The organism is Clostridium chrysemydis, from assembly GCF_015234215.1.
Taxonomy (GTDB): domain Bacteria; phylum Bacillota; class Clostridia; order Clostridiales; family Clostridiaceae; genus Clostridium; species Clostridium chrysemydis.
In genome coordinates this window covers 1-17,139 of sequence record NZ_JADEKP010000009.1, presented here as the reverse complement: position 1 = coordinate 17,139, position 17,139 = coordinate 1, and the positions used below count along the sequence as shown (strand labels likewise).

Here is a 17,139-nt window from a genome sequence, read left to right as displayed (position 1 = left end):
TATAATATGATATTAATATACCTTTATTTTTTTGTCAATTAGTTTTACATAAAAAGCATCTAAAAATAAAAAAAGCACAGTATCTAATACCATGCTTTTCTCATACTCACTCATTAATTTTTATTATTTTAACTTTACTTATTTTGACTTTAATATTTTATTCTTCTTCCCACTCCATAGATCTTTTAACCGCCTTTTTCCAGCCTTTAAATAATTTATCTACTTCTTCTTTTTCCATTCCCGGTTCAAAAGTCTCACCTATACATTGCATTTCTTTTATTTCTTGTTTATCTTTCCAGAAACCAACTGCAAGTCCAGCTAAATAAGCTGCTCCAAGTGCTGTTGTTTCTATTATTATAGGCTTTTGAACTTTTCTTCCTATAATATCTGATTGGAATTGCATTAAGAATTTATTTCTACTTGCTCCTCCGTCAACACTTAAGACGTTTAATTCTGAACCTAAATCTGATGCCATCGCATCAATTACCTCTTTAGTTTGGTAAGCTATAGCTTCAAGTGATGCTCTTATTAAATGATTTCTATTTGCTCCTCTAGTAAGTCCTAGAACAGCACCTCTTGCATACATATCCCAATAAGGTGCTCCTAGTCCAACAAATGCAGGAACTACATAGACTCCACCATTGTTCTTAACTTTTTTAGCAAAATATTCTGAATCAGCTGCATCTGTAATTAATTTCATCTCATCTCTTAGCCATTGTATAACTGCACCACCGACGAATATTGAACCTTCTAAAGCATATTGAACATTGTCTTTTGTACTTGCTGCTATAGTAGTTAAAAGTCCATGCTTACTACTTACTGCTTCATTTCCTGTATTCATAAGCAAGAAACATCCAGTTCCGTATGTGTTTTTAGCATCTCCTTTTTCAAAGGCAGTTTGTCCAAATAATGCTGCTTGCTGATCTCCAGCCATACCAGCAACAGGAACTCTAACTCCCCCTGTACCACCAAGGTTAGTATAGCCATATATTTCAGAAGAGCTTTTTACCTCTGGTAGCATGCTCTTTGGAATATCTAATTCTTTTAATAGTTTTTCATCCCATTTTAATTCTTTTATGTTATATAACATAGTTCTTGAGGCATTTGTATAATCTGTTACATGCACTTTTCCATTAGTAAGTTTCCAAACTAACCAAGTATCAACTGTTCCAAATAACAAGTCTCCTCTTTCTGCTTTTTCTCTTGCACCTTCTACGTTATCTAAAATCCATTTTATTTTAGTGCCTGAAAAATATGCATCTAAAACTAGTCCTGTAGTTTCTTTAATATATTCTTCTAAACCTCTTTCTCTTAACTCATCACAAATTTTAGCTGTTCTTCTACACTGCCAAACTATAGCGTTATAAACTGGTTCCCCAGTATTTTTATCCCAAACTATAGTAGTTTCCCTCTGATTTGTTATACCAATTGCTGCTATTTCATCTTGAGTTATATTTGCTTTAGCGATAACTTCTTGCAAAACTCCAAATTGAGATGCCCAGATTTCCATTGGATTATGTTCTACCCAGCCTTCTTTAGGATATATTTGCGTAAACTCTTTTTGACTAATTCCTAATATATTTTGACCTTTATCAAAAATTATAGCTCTTGAACTTGTAGTTCCTTGATCTAATGCTATTACATATTTTCCCATATTAATCACCTCATAAAATTTTTAAAATGTCTTTTAGAATACAGTTACAAAAACAAATGCTCCAGCTAATGCACCAACAATAGGCGCAACTACTGGTATCCAAGCATACTTCCAATCTGAATCTCTCTTACCTGGAACAGGTAAAATAGCATGTGCTATTCTTGGTGCTAAGTCTCTAGCAGGATTAATTGCATACCCTGTTGTACCCCCAGAGCTTAAACCTATAGCCCAAATTAAAAGTCCTACTGCAAGTGTGTTTAAACCATTTGCCATTTCTACATTTCCAATACCCAAAATACCAAACACTAATAAAAATGTTCCGAAGAACTCACTTATAAAATTAAATTTACTATTTCTTAGTGCTGGACCTGTACAGAATACTCCAAGCTTCCCATCTTTATCCTCTGTTTCTTCAAAGTGATTGTAATATTGAAGAAAAACTAAAACTGCTCCAAGGAATGCCCCTATCATCTGAGCTGTAATATACATTGGAACTTGACTCCAAGGGAAATCACCTATTGCAGCTAAAGCTATTGTTAAAGCTGGATTAAAGTGAGCTCCACTAGTTGCTCCAAATATAAATGCCGGTATTGCAACTGCAAATGCCCAACCTGATGAAATAACCATCCATCCTGAATTATGTCCTTTAGTTTTTTTCAAAACTACGTTAGCAACAACTCCATCCCCTAAATAGATTAGGATCATTGTTCCTATCATCTCTGCTAAAAAATTGACCATGTTCATTTCCTCCTATAATAATGCTTTTTTTCTATATTAATTAAAATTAAAATAGGCAAAAATAAAAAGAGAGCCCGCAAAGAAAACACCTCTGTCATCTATGCTAAACTCTCCTTCTCTTCCACATAAATTAAAGAAAATTTTATGAATCTTATAATTTGAAAACATTTACAATATAATTATATCATGCTTGTCCTTAAAATCAATCTTTTTTTTAATTTGATTAATTTTTTATATCATTTTTTATAAATACTATAACTGATATCACTGACATGATAACAAACCCTATTAATAACTGTATTGATCCAAATTCAGGACTTAATTGCACCACTGTATTTGTAACTATCATTTCCTTAAATACATCTACCAAATTAAAAATAGAATAATCTATATACGGAATAAATGTTTTTAAAATGCCTCCTACTCCATTTGAAGCTAATATTAATGTAATAGGTAACGCCCCTAAATATATAAGCATACTTACTGCAACAGAAATAGCGGTATTCTTTGTTACTGTAGATAACATAAATACTAACCCCGTAACAAATAGTAAGCCTGATAATGATAAACTAATATTTTTAATAAAATACCCTAAATAGCTCACCTCAAATATACTATTCCCATTCGCTTCTAAAATTGGTGTCTTTAATGTATCAAATCCATAAACACTTCCGCTTGAAATTAAAAGTACAATAACAGAACCTAAAACAATCGAAACTCCAATTACTAGAAGTGCCAATAATTTTGATAATAATATCTTCCATCTACTAATCGGTCTTATTGCTAATACTTTAACCTCATACTCTTCAATATCATTTAAAACTAATCGTTTATTTACTTTAGCAAATCCTTCTTTTGAGAATGTAATTATTAATTTGTCATTTTTCATTTTAGCTAAAACGTCATTTTTTATATCTTCTATAACTATAAATGCCTTATCCATATCCGATATATCTAAAGCATAAGTATGAATTTTATCATTTTCTTCTTTAATATCTGATATAGTTTTAATTCCTATTATTTTCCCGCTATCTATTATTCCGAATCTATCACACATAAGTTCCATCTCACTTAAAAGGTGACTTGATGCTAGAACTGATAATCCCTCTGTTTCTGAAAGTTCTCTAAGCATCTCCCTAAGTTCTTTTATTCCCATAGGGTCAAGTCCATTAGTTGGTTCGTCTAATATAAGTAGTTTGGGTCTATGAAGTAGAGCCTGTGCAACTCCTAATCTTTGTCTCATTCCTAAAGAATATTTATTTACCTTATCATCTATTCTGTTTCCAAGTTTAACAAGCTTTGCAACTTCTTCTATTCTTTTAGCATCAACATTATCATGCATCCTACCAAAGATTTTTAGATTTTCTCTTCCCGTTAAGTATCCGTACATCTCAGGATTTTCTATAATTGCACCAACACCTTTTAATGCTTTTTTAAAGTTTTTTGAAACATTAACCCCATCTACAAATATATGTCCTTCTGTAATTTTATAAAGTCCTGTTATCATCTTTATAGTAGTTGTTTTTCCTGCGCCGTTTGGTCCTAAAAATCCAAATATCTCACCCTTATTTATAGTAAAAGTAACTCCTTTAACTAGCTCTTTTTTTCCTATTCTCTTTGTTACATCTTTTAACTCTAAAACTGCATTCATACTTTCACCTCATCTTTTTATTTATATAAACTTTTTAATTTTCCACTTTATATTTTTAGTATATTTTCTTAAGCTTACTTTTCTATAATTCTAAAATTACAGTTTCATTACAAAATAAAAGCACTAAATTTTATTAATATAAATTTAGTGCTTTAAAATAATCTATTTTTATTTACTCTAAAAGAAAACTATCCATCTATTAGATAACATATCGTATTTAATATGATATATATTCTTCTTCCCATCTATTTTTGACGTACAAGTAAAAGTCCACGTAGGAGTGCCTCCAAGGTTTTTAAATTCCCTATTTAAAATTTCTTCTATAATAATCACCTTAAGTTCTTCCTCATCTTCATATCTAAATCTTACAGGTCTAATCTTACCCTTTTCATCAAACCAAGCAATAACTTGAATTACTTTAGAAACTTTCATAATTAATCAACTCCTATAAAATACTTCCCATCATCATATAATCCTCTTCTTCTACAACTCCTCCACTAAGAGGTTTAATTTTTGAATTGATAAAAGTAGATCTAAAGACTGATTTATTACCATATCTAAATCTAATTTCATCAATAGTTTTATCAAGTGCTCTTCTCTTATCTTTTTTATCATCATCAAATAAATTCTTTTGATAAAATTCATTAGAACAAAGTTTAGAAAATCTTACTCCTAAGTGCCTTATACCTTCACCTTTCCAAACTTCATCAAATGCCTTTGTAATTTCTTTAAATAATTCCTCTGTAGAATCTGTTGGTGCATTTAGAGTTACTTGGTGCGAGTATCTTATAAATACATTAGTTTTTATAGAAACATGAACTAAAGTGCACATAGTTTCATTTTTCCTAAGCCTCATAGAAGCTGTTTCAACTAATGATAATAACACCTTTAAAGCATCTTCTCTCCTAAAAATATCAAAAGGAGCTGTAGTTGAATTTCCAATACCCTTAACTTCAAGATAATTTTTATCCCTTACCTTTGAATTTTCAATTCCATTTGCATAGTTATATATAACTTTTGCATAACTTTTAAACATATGACTTAAAATATCAAAATTATAATGAGCTAAATCACCTATAGTTTGAATATTAAGCTTTTTTAACTTTTTTTCAGTTCTACTTCCTACCATAAATAAATCCCTTATAGGTAAAGGCCACATCTTATCTTTTATTTCTTCTTGAAATAAAGTATGAATTGAATTCTTTTTCTTAAAATCACTAGCCATCTTCGCTAAAAGTTTATTTGTACTTATCCCGATATTTACTGTAAATCCTAATTCTTTTTCAATTCTATCTTTTATCTCTATAGCCTTATCAATATAATTATCTTTTAAATGACTCATATCCATAAAAACTTCATCTACTGAATATCTTTGGATAAGCGGAGAATACTCTCGTAAAAGCTCATACATAGCATCACTACATCTCATAAAAATTTTATAATCTGGCGGATACACTTTAAGGTCTTTGCACCTTCCTAAAGCTTTTACAACAGGCTCCCCTGTTTGAATATTATATTTTTTAGCAGGGATAGATTTTGCTAAAACTATCCCGTGACGCTCCTTTATATTTCCTCCGATTATTGATGGAATAGTTCTAATATCAATATCATCTTCTCCAAACTGAAGTCTATGAACTGCTATCCAAGATAAATAAGCTGAATTAACATCTACATGAAAAATTATTTTATCATCCATTTTACCGCACCTTCTAAAAATATTTATATTAAAATAATACCGAACATACGTTCTTTTGTAAATAGTAAATTTTTGGAGACAAAAAAATTAAGACTTATGTTTTTTAAATTTTAAACATAAGTCTTAATTAAAATATATTTTATTTATTGTTTTTAGATTCTTCTAAACTAGCTTTCTTTTCGCTTTTTATAAGCATTGTTAAAGATATCGCTAAGCCTCCCCACAAGACTGTTGCACCTATCAAAAAGAAAACTATCGCTACTTTTGTCATATAAAAAAGCCCCCTTTTTTAAAGATCTAATTCTAAATTATTATTTAATTCCTCTTCTAAATCATCCTCTTTAACCTGCTCTTCACTAATTTTATTAGCCCTCCAAGGCTTTTTAGTTATAACTAGTGCTACAATAATCCCAAACCCTATTACGCTCCATCCATAAGCTAAAAGCTGACTTACTTCATACCCTCCGTATGGTGCATTAATTTCTTTTAATACATTTTGAACTATCATATAGATTAAAAGAGCTGGTGTGATGAACTTAATAGCTACATCCCACCATTTCCCTATCTTAAAGTGAGAGATAGAATTTGCGTGCTCTCTTAATTCATCAGGTTTCAAAATCCAACCAATCAATATAACTTCAAATAGTCCCACTACAACTATTCCATAGCTATTTATAAATTGATCAACTATATCTAAAATATATAAACCTGCTCCTGTTGCAAATAGTGAACTAAGTGTTGCCCCAATTAAACACATAGCTGTAACTACTTTTTTTCTGCTCCAACCAAACTTATCATTAAAAGGTGCTGAAACAGCTTCAGTTAATGATACTGATGAAGTTATTCCTGCAAATATTAAACATAAGAAGAATAACGGTCCAAGGAAGTTCCCTACAGTTCCCATAGTACTAAATATCTGTGGAAAAGCTACAAATGCTAATCCTATCCCACTTGATACAACTTCTGAAACTTGAACTCCTTGCGCTGTTGCCATAAACCCCAATATAGCAAAAACAGCTATCGCTGATAAAAACTCAAATCCACAGTTTGCAAATGCTGTTACAAATGCACTATTATTTATATCAGTTTTTTTAGGAAGATAACTTGAATAAGTCATCATAATTCCAATAGCTATACTTAATGAATAAAATACTTGTCCATACGCTGCTATCCAAACATCTGGCTTAGTTACCATTTCCCAATCTGGGGTAAATAAAGTATTAAGTCCAGCCATAGCCCCCTCTAACGTTACAGCTCTAACTGCTATAATTATCATTATTAAAACCAAAGTTGGTAATAAAATCTTATTTACTTTCTCAATTCCCTTTTTAATACCCTTATAACAAACTACCCAGTTGATAACCCAAATAACTGCCACTCCAAGAAGTACATACCAAACTACTCCTCCTATTTGAAATGGTGATTCACTTAAATTAAGGAAGTCACTATGGAAAAATGAATTTGCATCACTTCCCCAGCCCTTTTTAAAACTAAGTACAAAATAATTCATAGCCCAACTTATGATTACTGAATAATACGCTACTATAATTGCTGATGTTATAGTTGGCCACCACCCAAGCCATTCCCACTTTTTAGATGCTCTTGCTATTGCAAGTGGTGTAGATCCTTTGTACTTATGCCCCATAGAATATTCAAGGATTAATAATGGTATACCTGCTGTAAATATTGCAAAGAAATATGGTATTAAAAAAGCCCCTCCACCATTTTCGTATGCAACATAAGGAAATCTCCAAATATTCCCTAAGCCAACTGCTGAACCTATAGCTGCAAGTATAAATCCAATCTTTGATCCCCATTGTTCTCTGTTTTCTTCCATTCGCTTGCCCCCTTTAAAATTATCAACTTATCACTTTTCAATTCTTTTAGTTGATAATTTAATAATTTATTTCTCTATATGTAAATATATTATTTATAATATTATACTATTTTTAATAAATTTCAATTATTTCTTTTGTGCTTGTACACAAATTCCAAATTTGTTCGCCATTCGTATACTTTTTTTACCAAATACCTCTTTTCACTCAAATTAATCAAACTATAAAAAATAGCACTAACAAATCTGTTAGTGCTATTTTCACTATATAATAATACTTTTATTTGCTTTATTTATAATATTAGCTGGTATTTCTTCCTTAAGTTCAAAAATAAAACTTATCGGTTTATTACCTTTATGGCTTCTATATTCACATGTTCCTAAATACATAAAACTTTCTGTAATACCATCTTTTTTACTATTTTCTCTAACAAATAATACTATCTTGCTTTTTAATTTTTTATGGTTAATATATCTTTGTCCTGTGTTACTTTCTAACGAAGTTGTGCTTTGACTCTGCCAGTGAAATAATTTATCATTTATTGCATAGTCTTCATAAAGGGTAGATGGTGAAAATTCTTTATCGCTTTTATTTAATGTTATAAAAAACGCATCTAATTTTTTATCTTTAAAATACTTTACCCCTTCTCTAAAACTTGGCTTTTTTTCATTATAATATCCTAAGGCGGCCATAATTTGATTTCTACTATATACGCAATGTAAGTCTAAAGGACATTCAAATACTAAATCTACTTTTTTATCTATAAATGAAATATTGCTATAATTAAATTCTAATATTTCTTTAACTTCATTTATCATATTTGTATTTTTTAATAAATCATTTATACCATCTTTTAAATCTGTATATCCTAATTTTTCAGGGCTCGCATCAAACATTGTATAATAAAACATATACGCCATTAAGATATCTTCATTGCTCATATTATTAAATTCTACTCTTCCATTAATTAATTTTAAAATAAAATCAATAAATCTTCTTGAATTAATACTAAATAAGTTTTTAAGTTTTTTAGTGATATCTTTTTCTAATTTTTCATTAAAATCTTCTTTCTCACCTGCATCAACTAATAATCTACTAAAACTCCTATCACCTGATTTACCATAAAAATCTATCAAAGATAGGTTATAGTGAGATATAAAATTATAAAAATTAAGCTCTAAATTTGTATCACTTTTAAAATTCTTTATTTTAGAAATTAAATTTCTTTTATTATTAGTTAAACTTTTTATATTTTCTAAAATATATTCTTTTGCTCTCTTTTCTAGCTTAATATATGAACCTCTAGGCAAAGTTAAAAATCCATTTTCAATATATTCTTTTACCGGTTTATTAGTTTTTCCTATTAAAGCCCTAAACTTCTCTTCAAAATTATAGTTTTTATTAGCTTGTCCTACAAAGTCTAAAACAGTCAAACATTCCTTATCATCTGAAAGTCTAAGCCCTCTTCCAAGCTGTTGTAAAAATACAGTTAAACTTTCCGTAGGTCTTAAAAACATTACAGTATTAATTTCAGGAATATCAACCCCTTCATTATAAATATCTACTGCAAATATAAATTTTATTTCGCCACTTACTAACAATCTTTTTGCATCTTTTCTCTCATAATCTAAGCTCTCTCCAGTTACAGCTATAGATTTTATGCCTCTTCTTTTAAAGCTTTCTGCCATATATTTTGCATGCTCAACGCTAACGCAAAAACCTAATCCTTTAACATCATCTAAATCAGTAACATATTCATTTAAACTTCTTATGATTTGGTCTACCCTTAAATCATTTCCTGTATAAACTTTATTAAGTTCTGATAAATCATATCCTTTTCTTTTCCATTTTAGTCTAGATAAATCTATATCATCTGTAACTGCAAAATATTGAAAAGGACATAATAATTTTCTATCTATTGCTTCTGGTAATCTTATCTCTGCAGAAATTCTATTTTCAAAATAACTGAAAACACTTTTACCATCTGCTCTCTCAGGAGTTGCAGTAAGCCCTAATAACACTTTAGGCTTATAATATTCTAGTAATTTTCTATATGAAGGTGCAAGTGCATGATGAAACTCATCTACAATAATAAAATCATATTTATCCTCTGATGTTATATCTATTAATTCCTTGCTATTTAAGCTTTGAATAGATATAAATAAATGATCTAAATTTTCTCCTTTATATTTACCTACGACTAGATCTCCAAAATTTCTATCTTTTAATATTGCCCTAAAAGTATCTCTACTTTGCTTTAAGATTTCTTCTCTATGTGCTACAAATAGTAATGTATTTTTGTTAGAAAAATTATTCTTTTTGCAAAAATTTTTGTAATCAAAGGCTGATATTACAGTTTTACCAACACCTGTAGCTGCTACTAAAAGATTTCTATGCCTATTAAAGATTTCTCTTTCTACTTCTAATTTTTCTAATATTTCTTTTTGATACGAGAAAGGTCTTATATCTAAAGTATAATTAAAATCTTCACTTTCATCTCTAACTTCTTTTTTCAATGCTCTTTTTAAAAGTAACTTATCCTCATCAGTTCCTTTATATAAAACAAATTCTGAATCGTTAAAATAGCTCTCAAAGGTTGCATTAAACTTATTTACTATATCAAAAGAATCTTTTTCCGTAATTTTTATATTCCATTCTAACCCAGAAGTTAGCGCTGCATTTGATAGATTAGATGACCCTATGTATGCTGTAGTAAATCCAGTTTCTCTTGAAAACATATAAGCTTTTGCGTGAAGTCTAGTCCTTTCAGTATCATAAGAAACTTTTATTTCTGTATTTTTAAGCCTACTTAACTCATCTATAGCTTTAAAATCAGATGCTCCCATATATGATGTAGTAATTATCCTTAATCTTTTTCCATTGTTAGTAGCTTCCTTCAAGCTATCTATTATGCACCTTATACCACTCCACTTTACAAATGAAACTAACAAATCTATAGAATCACAAGATAATATTTCTTTATTAAGTTCTCCTAGCATATTAGGTTCTAAGCTAGCCCCCGTAAAAAGAGAACTTTGTGATATTGGAGTTACTGGTCTTACTGCTTTTCCTTTTTTAAGTGATCTACTATTATTAATTTTTGAATATAGAGAAGTTAGTATTTCTCCTCTTTCTTCAATTTTATATTTATCTATTTCCGCATCATTAGATATCTTTTCAAGTATATTTATTATTTTATTACAAGCCTCAATCTGGCTTAAAAGCTTCTTTGACTCTTCTTTTTCATTATCTCTTATATAATTAAGTGACTTTCTTATAACTTCTTCTATGTAACTTGATAAAACCACCTTAGCTTCTTCTTTATCTATTTTTTCTGTATCTACTAAATACTTAGTTTTATCTAATAATTCTATATTTTTTAATACCTCTTTATTTATAACTTGCTCATATATTCCCTCTTTCAAATAATTCACCTCTTTATTTAATTATACCAAATGAAAAACGGGTGTTACAAAAATACTGTAACACCCGTATGTATATTCCATATAAAATATTATCTTATTTAGCTAATTTAATTTTGTGCATAAAATACATTACTGCAAATAATATTCCGATTCCTGTAATTCCTGAAATAATATTTAATGAATTAAAGCTTAAATCGTATTTACTAAAATATTCTACTATTCCTAGTAAAATTAAAGATACAAATGAAGCTCCTAAAATTACGTTTAATGATTTATTTAACATTTTCTCACCTCTAAAATAAATTTCTAAGCATTTACTTCTAAGTCTTCCTCATAGGTCAAATTTAAACGACTTACCTATTATAGTACAAAGTGAGAAATATTTACACCTTTTATTATAGATTTTACATTTTATTAAATGGTATTCGTTTACCTTATCATATTACACAACATAATTTTATCTTTTTAAAATATATTATATTTAAACAATATCTTCTACTTCTTCTTTCCATATCAAAAAATATAGTAATGCTAGTCCCACTCCAACAGCTATTCCTATCCTTATGTTTTCTGAATTGTATAACCTTAAGCTATCAAAAATAATATTAATCGCTATAAGTACCACTGCATAAGATATCATACTTATAATCCCTACTCTATAATTGTGTTTTCCATCACTATTTTTTTCTTTTATCTTTTTTATTATATTTAATTTATTAAGTAGTTTTATCGATATAAAGTATGCTATTATTCCAATTAAAGCTACTTGTAATACCTCTTCTAACAACCCCATTTTATACCGCCTCTATTTTTTTAATTTGACCTTTTCTAGATGCTCTTTTCTAGATTTTTTATCTAATATATTTGCTTTACTTAGATTATAATAAATATTATCTATCTCTTCCTTTGTTAAATTCTTTTTATTACTATAATTTTTAATAGTCTTATTTAGCATATTTCTTTTTATTACTATATCTTTTGCTTTTATCTTTTTTAACTCACATCTATTTGAAAATACTATTACTGATACTGCTTTTACTTTAAACTTATCAGTAATTATATTATCTATAGCCTTTACGTGTCCTTTGTTTTGCCAAATTGGATTATAAAATCTACTCTTCTTATTATATATAACTTGAGTCCAAAATTTATAATTTTCATCTCCATAAATCCACCCACTATAGTTTTTATCTTCTATTGAAAAGACTCCATTTGGACCTATAAGTATGTGATCTATTTGAGTCGTTCCCCTTTGAGTTTTTAAAAGTACATCATCTAAAATCCTATATTCTTTTAGATTTGATAAACTCTTTTTAGTTTCTCTTTCTCCTATATATCCTGTAAGTTTTGCTTTGTGCTTTGTTTCTATTATTTTAACTGTAATAACTAAAGCTAAAATAATTATACTTAAAATAATTATTGATTCCATTTCTTCTTTTGTTCCCCCTATTTAGTTTTAAATCATACTTATAAATACTTTACACCCTTATAGGCAAAAATACCTATGCTCCTATAATTCCTAGCATCCTATCACCTCTTAGTAAAATTGTATCATAATGAATATATGTTATAATTTTTCATATAGAATATTTACATTTTATTCAAAATAAAGCCCTGTAGAAACACTACAGGGCTAATATTTTATATCCTATTGAATTTTAATTTTATAACTAATCTATCATCTACTTTTTCGCTACTTATTTCTCCGTTCATTTTTTCTACTAGTAGCTTAACTATCGCAAGTCCAAGACCTGTGTTTTGTCCTGTTCTCATCCTATCTCCAGTAAAAAATTTCTCAAATATTCTTTTTGCGCTTATCTCATCAAGAGATTCTGCTTTATTTGAAAATTCTATAATTAAACTCTCTCCTTCTGGTTTTAGCCCTATCTTTACATCACCTTCGCCATGTTTTAAAATATTTTCTATTATATTCGTAAATACTCTATTTAAAGCGCTTTTTTCACCTAATATTTTATATCTTTTTTCATCTATATCTATAATAGGCTCTCCAATTTTATCCGCTATTGATTCGTAAAAAGCTGCTATTATTTCTACTAAAACATCTGCTGGGACTATTTCTGTAAGTTCCAATTCATAATGTTCTGCTTGTATCCTTGAAAGTGAATAAAAATCTCCTATTAGTTTTTCTAAAACTTCTGATCTTTTCTTAACTATTGATAAATAAATTTGTTTATCTTCTTCTGTTGTTTCTTCTTCCTCTAATAAATAAATATATCCCATAATAGATGTCAAGGGAGTCCTTAAGTCGTGTGACATATTTGCAATAGAATCTCTAAGTTCTATATCCTTTTTCTTATATGCTTCTATATTATCATTCTTTTCTTCTATTAATGAGTTTATTTCTTTAACTAATTTCCCTAAAACCTTAGAAGGTGCCTTAAGTCTTATATTTCTTCTACTGTTTTCTGTATTTATATTATTTATTTCAGATGTTATATTTTTTATTTCTCTATTCCTAACTAATAATATAAAAGTTAAAATTAATATTATTATTAATAGTAAAAATATCAATAATCCTAACAAAACTTAAGCCACCTCCTTATTATTTTATATCTTTTTTCTTCATCATTAAAATCCCTAAAAACATAAATATTATTGTATTAATTATCCCTGCACTAATACATCTAGTAGCATCACTAAATGTAAGTAATTCCTTACTTATAAGATCTAATGAATTCATTAAAAAATATTTATCTATAATTGTAAATATATGACCTATATTTTGACTTAATAACACTGATATCGTTGGAAATATAAATGCAACTATTAGAGATAAAAAAGCCCCTCTTCCTTCACCTTTTACAAAAAGTAATATTAATGTATAAAATGATATACAACCTAAAAGTGTTGGGATTGATACCATATACCTAAAAAACACATCTATAAAATCATTTATTCCTCCATTTGGCATGATATCAAATACATAAGATACTATAATTGTTACTATAAAACAAATAAAAAAAGTTATTAACCCTAATATTAGTTGAGTTATTACTTTTCCTATAAAAATACTACTTCTCTTAATATCTGATGAGGCTATATTTTTTATAGTATTATATTTACCTTTTTCAATTATGTTATCTGAAAATGTAAATACAAAGATTCCTGAAAAGTTAAGCATAAATAATAATGGGTTAATGAGGCTTTCCTTTGCCCCTCTCATCCTAAATGAATAACCGTAGGAAAACCCTAAAATTATTATTCCACTTACTAAAATTATATTTAATATATAAATATATGGTCTATTTATATATTTGTATAGGTCAGCTTTTATTAAATTAAGCATAAAATATCACCTACTTAATATCTCTTTTATTAAATACAATAATTCCTATAGCTAAATAAATTATAAGACTTGCTACTCCTCCTATTAAACATTTATTTAAAGAATCGTTTGTTATGTTATTATTAAAAATAATTGTTTTTAATGGATTAGTTAGTATATATGGTGTTATATCTTGTGCTATTTTCCCACCGTAATAATCTATTAATGCACTTAAAGCATTAACAGCTTGAATAACTATTACACACATAAAAATAGCTATTCCTTCTTTTCTAAATAAGCTAACTACTAAATCATATAACGCTATAAGTGAAATATAAACAGGTAATGATATAAAAAGCTTTTTAATTATAAGAAGTATATTATTAAGTTGATCATTTCCACCTATGTTAAATATGTTTATTATAATAACAAATGAAACTAAAGCTACCACTATTGAAATTATTAATAATATAACCTGATTTAAAAACTTCCCTAAATATATTTCATTTTTTGAAATGCTTGATGATACTGAATTTTTTAAAGTATCGTATTTATTATCTTCAAAGAAATATGAAACATATACAAGTGAAAATAAAGGCAGCATCGAAAAAGCTATATCAGTTAAAAAGAATATTCCATGTTCCTTAATTCCATTATCCTTAGTTAATAAAGCTAAAAGCAATATTCCTAATACTATTATTCCGTTTATTATATAAGTTCCAAGTCTGTTACTCTTATAAAGTTCTGATTTTAAAACTCTAAACATTTTGCTCACCTCCGATAAGGTCAACAAAGTATTCTTCTAAATTTACACCAACTCTTTCTATTGAGTATACTTCTATTCCTGATTCTACTAAATTTCTATTTATAACTTCTGGTTTATCTAAATCTTTATATATTTTAATAAAACCATCATTTAAAACTTCGTAAGAAGTGTTTCTCATAACTTTTTCTAATATAACTGTAGATTTTTTAGGATCGCTTACTTTTATTAAAAGGTGATGCTTGCATTTTTCATTTAATTCTTCTTTTGTTATTTCTTCAACTATTTTTTTATCACTTAAAAAACCGTAGCAAGTTGCAAGTTGAGATAATTCACCTAATATATGGCTTGAAACTAAAATAGTAACTCCTTTAACTTTGTTTAAATTTATTAAAACTTCCCTTATTTCTTTTATTCCTACTGGATCTAATCCGTTAGTAGGTTCATCTAAGATTAAAAGTTCTGGGTCTCCAAGAAGAGCAAGTGCAAGCCCAAGTCTTTGTTTCATACCTAATGAAAATTTGCTAAACTTCATTTTCCCAGTATGAGAAAGTCCAACTAGTCTAAGAAGCTCATCTATAGATGTTCCTCCCACTACTCCCCTTTGAATTTTGTAATATTCTAAATTTTTCTTAGCTGAAAGGTAAGGGTAAAATGCAGGAGTTTCTATAATATTTCCGATATTACTCCTAACTTCTCTCATTTCTTTTTTTGAAGTTTTATTAAATAATGCTATTTCTCCTGATGTAACCTCAGTTAGGCCTAGTATCATTCTTATAAGTGTTGTTTTTCCAGCACCATTTTTACCAACTAAGCCATAAATTTCACCTTTTTTAACATTCATATTTAAATCTTCTAGTATAATATTATTTCTAAAGCTCTTATTCAAGTTTCTAACTTGTATAATGTTATTCAAGATATCATCTCCTCTTAAATTTTCTCTATAGGTTGTATTTTAAGGTATAATTTTCAAATCCCACTAAAGAAACACTTAAGAAAGACTTAATTTTCTATTCCATCTTAAATCCAACGCCCCATATTGTTTTTATATATTCATTCTCACTATCTAATTCACTTAGTTTATTTCTTAAGTTGCTCATATGAACATTAATAGTGTTATCATCTCCTAAAAATTCTTCTTCCCAAACTCTTTCAAAAAGGTTTGCTTTAGTAAAAACTCTCTTAGGATTTTTAACTAGTAATTCAAGAATTTTAAATTCCTTTAATGTTAAACTCAAAAGTTCTCCGTTTATCCTAACTTCTCTTGAACTTGGGTCTATCTCTAGATTTTTAAACTTTAATTTTTCATTCTCTAAAGAGTTGTTAAATTTACTTCTTCTTATTTGGACTTCTACCCTTGCTAAAAGTTCTTCAATATTGAAAGGCTTAGTAATAAAGTCATCGGCTCCAAGTTTTAAAACATTCACCTTATCAAAAACCTCATTTTTAGCTGATACAACTATTATAGGAGTATTTTTGATTTCTCTTATTTGTTTAATAAATTCTTCTCCTGTTATTCCAGGTAACATCAAATCTAAAAGAACTAAATCATAATCATATAATTCTAAGCACATCTTTCCTTCTGAACCTGAAAAAGCTTGCCTTGCATCGTAACCATTCTTTAATAAAACTTTATATAATAATCCGTTTATATCAATATCATCTTCAACTATTAAAATATTACCTTTAGATTCCTCTCTCATACTTACCTCCCAAAGACTTTCTATTTATCTAATTTATATCTTACTATAATTTTATTTTCTTCTATTATTCTAACTGATTAATTAACATATAGTTAATAATTATCATTTTTTTCTACAATTTCTATCTTTAACTTTAATTTTCCCACTTAACATATTTTTTATTATATTAATCAATTTAATATTAAAAAAGTTTTATTAATACAAGTTAAATTGATTAAGTATAAAATTATCGCTCTACCTATATAGTATCTTTCATTTCCACTACAATATTGTTTTGCTTCTTTGTTGGTATTTTAAAGTATTTGCGTGAATAGAGACTATTTTTTATGTCCATAATCAAAATATCTAAAAAAATAAAAAAATTTTTCGAGGTGAGATTATGGTACAT

The 17,139-nt window shown here is 27.9% G+C and carries 16 protein-coding genes; all 16 read right to left on the bottom strand.

The window, feature by feature from the left end; translation table 11 throughout:
- Window positions 1–157: 157 nt before the first annotated feature.
- The 16 genes from glpK to INR60_RS15035 all read right to left on the bottom strand — a co-directional run bounded on the left by glpK (window position 158) and on the right by INR60_RS15035 (window position 16,751).
- Entirely contained in the window at window positions 158–1,654 is a 1,497-nt protein-coding gene (gene glpK, locus INR60_RS15110) for a glycerol kinase GlpK (RefSeq protein ID WP_194192335.1), read from the bottom strand.
- A 33-nt stretch (window positions 1,655–1,687) separates the two neighbouring features.
- Window positions 1,688–2,398: an MIP/aquaporin family protein gene (locus tag INR60_RS15105; RefSeq protein WP_420797498.1), complete on the bottom strand. Its 711-nt coding sequence runs from the start codon at window positions 2,396–2,398 to the stop codon at window positions 1,688–1,690.
- Between the two features lie 217 nt (window positions 2,399–2,615).
- Complete coding sequence (locus tag INR60_RS15100) at window positions 2,616–4,043, bottom strand: DUF2705 family protein (RefSeq protein WP_194192333.1); 1,428 nt, start codon at window positions 4,041–4,043, stop codon at window positions 2,616–2,618.
- Window positions 4,044–4,220: 177 nt separating this feature from the next.
- The gene (locus tag INR60_RS15095) at window positions 4,221–4,475 is read right to left on the bottom strand and encodes a hypothetical protein (RefSeq protein WP_194192332.1); all 255 of its coding nucleotides are present in this window, start codon (window positions 4,473–4,475) and stop codon (window positions 4,221–4,223) included.
- 13 nt (window positions 4,476–4,488) lie between these two features.
- Window positions 4,489–5,739: a DNA polymerase Y family protein gene (locus INR60_RS15090; protein ID WP_194192331.1), complete on the bottom strand. Its 1,251-nt coding sequence runs from the start codon at window positions 5,737–5,739 to the stop codon at window positions 4,489–4,491.
- Between the two features lie 139 nt (window positions 5,740–5,878).
- The gene (locus INR60_RS15085; RefSeq protein ID WP_194192330.1) at window positions 5,879–6,010 is read right to left on the bottom strand and encodes a MetS family NSS transporter small subunit; all 132 of its coding nucleotides are present in this window, start codon (window positions 6,008–6,010) and stop codon (window positions 5,879–5,881) included.
- An 18-nt stretch (window positions 6,011–6,028) separates the two neighbouring features.
- Window positions 6,029–7,576, bottom strand: a complete 1,548-nt coding sequence (locus INR60_RS15080; protein ID WP_194192329.1) for a sodium-dependent transporter — start codon at window positions 7,574–7,576, stop codon at window positions 6,029–6,031.
- A 261-nt stretch (window positions 7,577–7,837) separates the two neighbouring features.
- Window positions 7,838–10,999: a DEAD/DEAH box helicase gene (locus tag INR60_RS15075; protein ID WP_194192328.1), complete on the bottom strand. Its 3,162-nt coding sequence runs from the start codon at window positions 10,997–10,999 to the stop codon at window positions 7,838–7,840.
- 94 nt (window positions 11,000–11,093) lie between these two features.
- Window positions 11,094–11,282, bottom strand: a complete 189-nt coding sequence (locus INR60_RS15070) for a hypothetical protein (RefSeq protein WP_194192327.1) — start codon at window positions 11,280–11,282, stop codon at window positions 11,094–11,096.
- A gap of 198 nt (window positions 11,283–11,480) precedes the next feature.
- Window positions 11,481–11,792, bottom strand: coding sequence for a hypothetical protein (locus tag INR60_RS15065; RefSeq protein ID WP_194192326.1), 312 nt, complete (start codon window positions 11,790–11,792; stop codon window positions 11,481–11,483).
- A gap of 12 nt (window positions 11,793–11,804) precedes the next feature.
- The gene (locus INR60_RS15060; protein WP_194192325.1) at window positions 11,805–12,428 is read right to left on the bottom strand and encodes a nuclease-related domain-containing protein; all 624 of its coding nucleotides are present in this window, start codon (window positions 12,426–12,428) and stop codon (window positions 11,805–11,807) included.
- 212 nt (window positions 12,429–12,640) lie between these two features.
- Window positions 12,641–13,543: a sensor histidine kinase gene (locus INR60_RS15055; RefSeq protein ID WP_194192324.1), complete on the bottom strand. Its 903-nt coding sequence runs from the start codon at window positions 13,541–13,543 to the stop codon at window positions 12,641–12,643.
- A 19-nt stretch (window positions 13,544–13,562) separates the two neighbouring features.
- Window positions 13,563–14,306: a hypothetical protein gene (locus INR60_RS15050; RefSeq protein ID WP_194192323.1), complete on the bottom strand. Its 744-nt coding sequence runs from the start codon at window positions 14,304–14,306 to the stop codon at window positions 13,563–13,565.
- A 10-nt stretch (window positions 14,307–14,316) separates the two neighbouring features.
- Complete coding sequence (locus tag INR60_RS15045) at window positions 14,317–15,051, bottom strand: ABC transporter permease (protein WP_194192322.1); 735 nt, start codon at window positions 15,049–15,051, stop codon at window positions 14,317–14,319.
- Window positions 15,044–15,964 carry an ATP-binding cassette domain-containing protein gene (locus INR60_RS15040; RefSeq protein WP_194192321.1) on the bottom strand — a complete coding sequence of 307 codons (921 nt, stop codon included), beginning with the start codon at window positions 15,962–15,964 and terminating at the stop codon, window positions 15,044–15,046. Before INR60_RS15040 ends, INR60_RS15045 begins: the two co-directional genes overlap by 8 nt.
- A gap of 94 nt (window positions 15,965–16,058) precedes the next feature.
- A complete protein-coding gene (locus tag INR60_RS15035; RefSeq protein WP_194192320.1) occupies window positions 16,059–16,751 on the bottom strand; it encodes a response regulator transcription factor in 693 nt (230 codons plus the stop codon).
- Window positions 16,752–17,139 lie beyond the last annotated feature (388 nt).

Bases quoted from the DNA above. Each gene is read 5' to 3' on its own strand.
- INR60_RS15080 (WP_194192329.1), bottom strand. From the start codon at position 7,576: ATGGAAGAAAACAGAGAACAATGGGGATCAAAGATTGGATTTATACTT.
- INR60_RS15085 (WP_194192330.1), bottom strand. From the start codon at position 6,010: ATGACAAAAGTAGCGATAGTTTTCTTTTTGATAGGTGCAACAGTCTTG.
- INR60_RS15095 (WP_194192332.1), bottom strand. From the start codon at position 4,475: ATGAAAGTTTCTAAAGTAATTCAAGTTATTGCTTGGTTTGATGAAAAG.
- INR60_RS15060 (WP_194192325.1), bottom strand. From the start codon at position 12,428: ATGGAATCAATAATTATTTTAAGTATAATTATTTTAGCTTTAGTTATT.
- INR60_RS15065 (WP_194192326.1), bottom strand. From the start codon at position 11,792: ATGGGGTTGTTAGAAGAGGTATTACAAGTAGCTTTAATTGGAATAATA.
- INR60_RS15090 (WP_194192331.1), bottom strand. From the start codon at position 5,739: ATGGATGATAAAATAATTTTTCATGTAGATGTTAATTCAGCTTATTTA.
- INR60_RS15050 (WP_194192323.1), bottom strand. From the start codon at position 14,306: ATGCTTAATTTAATAAAAGCTGACCTATACAAATATATAAATAGACCA.
- INR60_RS15100 (WP_194192333.1), bottom strand. From the start codon at position 4,043: ATGAATGCAGTTTTAGAGTTAAAAGATGTAACAAAGAGAATAGGAAAA.
- INR60_RS15035 (WP_194192320.1), bottom strand. From the start codon at position 16,751: ATGAGAGAGGAATCTAAAGGTAATATTTTAATAGTTGAAGATGATATT.
- INR60_RS15045 (WP_194192322.1), bottom strand. From the start codon at position 15,051: ATGTTTAGAGTTTTAAAATCAGAACTTTATAAGAGTAACAGACTTGGA.
- INR60_RS15105 (WP_420797498.1), bottom strand. From the start codon at position 2,398: ATGAACATGGTCAATTTTTTAGCAGAGATGATAGGAACAATGATCCTA.
- glpK (WP_194192335.1), bottom strand. From the start codon at position 1,654: ATGGGAAAATATGTAATAGCATTAGATCAAGGAACTACAAGTTCAAGA.
- INR60_RS15070 (WP_194192327.1), bottom strand. From the start codon at position 11,282: ATGTTAAATAAATCATTAAACGTAATTTTAGGAGCTTCATTTGTATCT.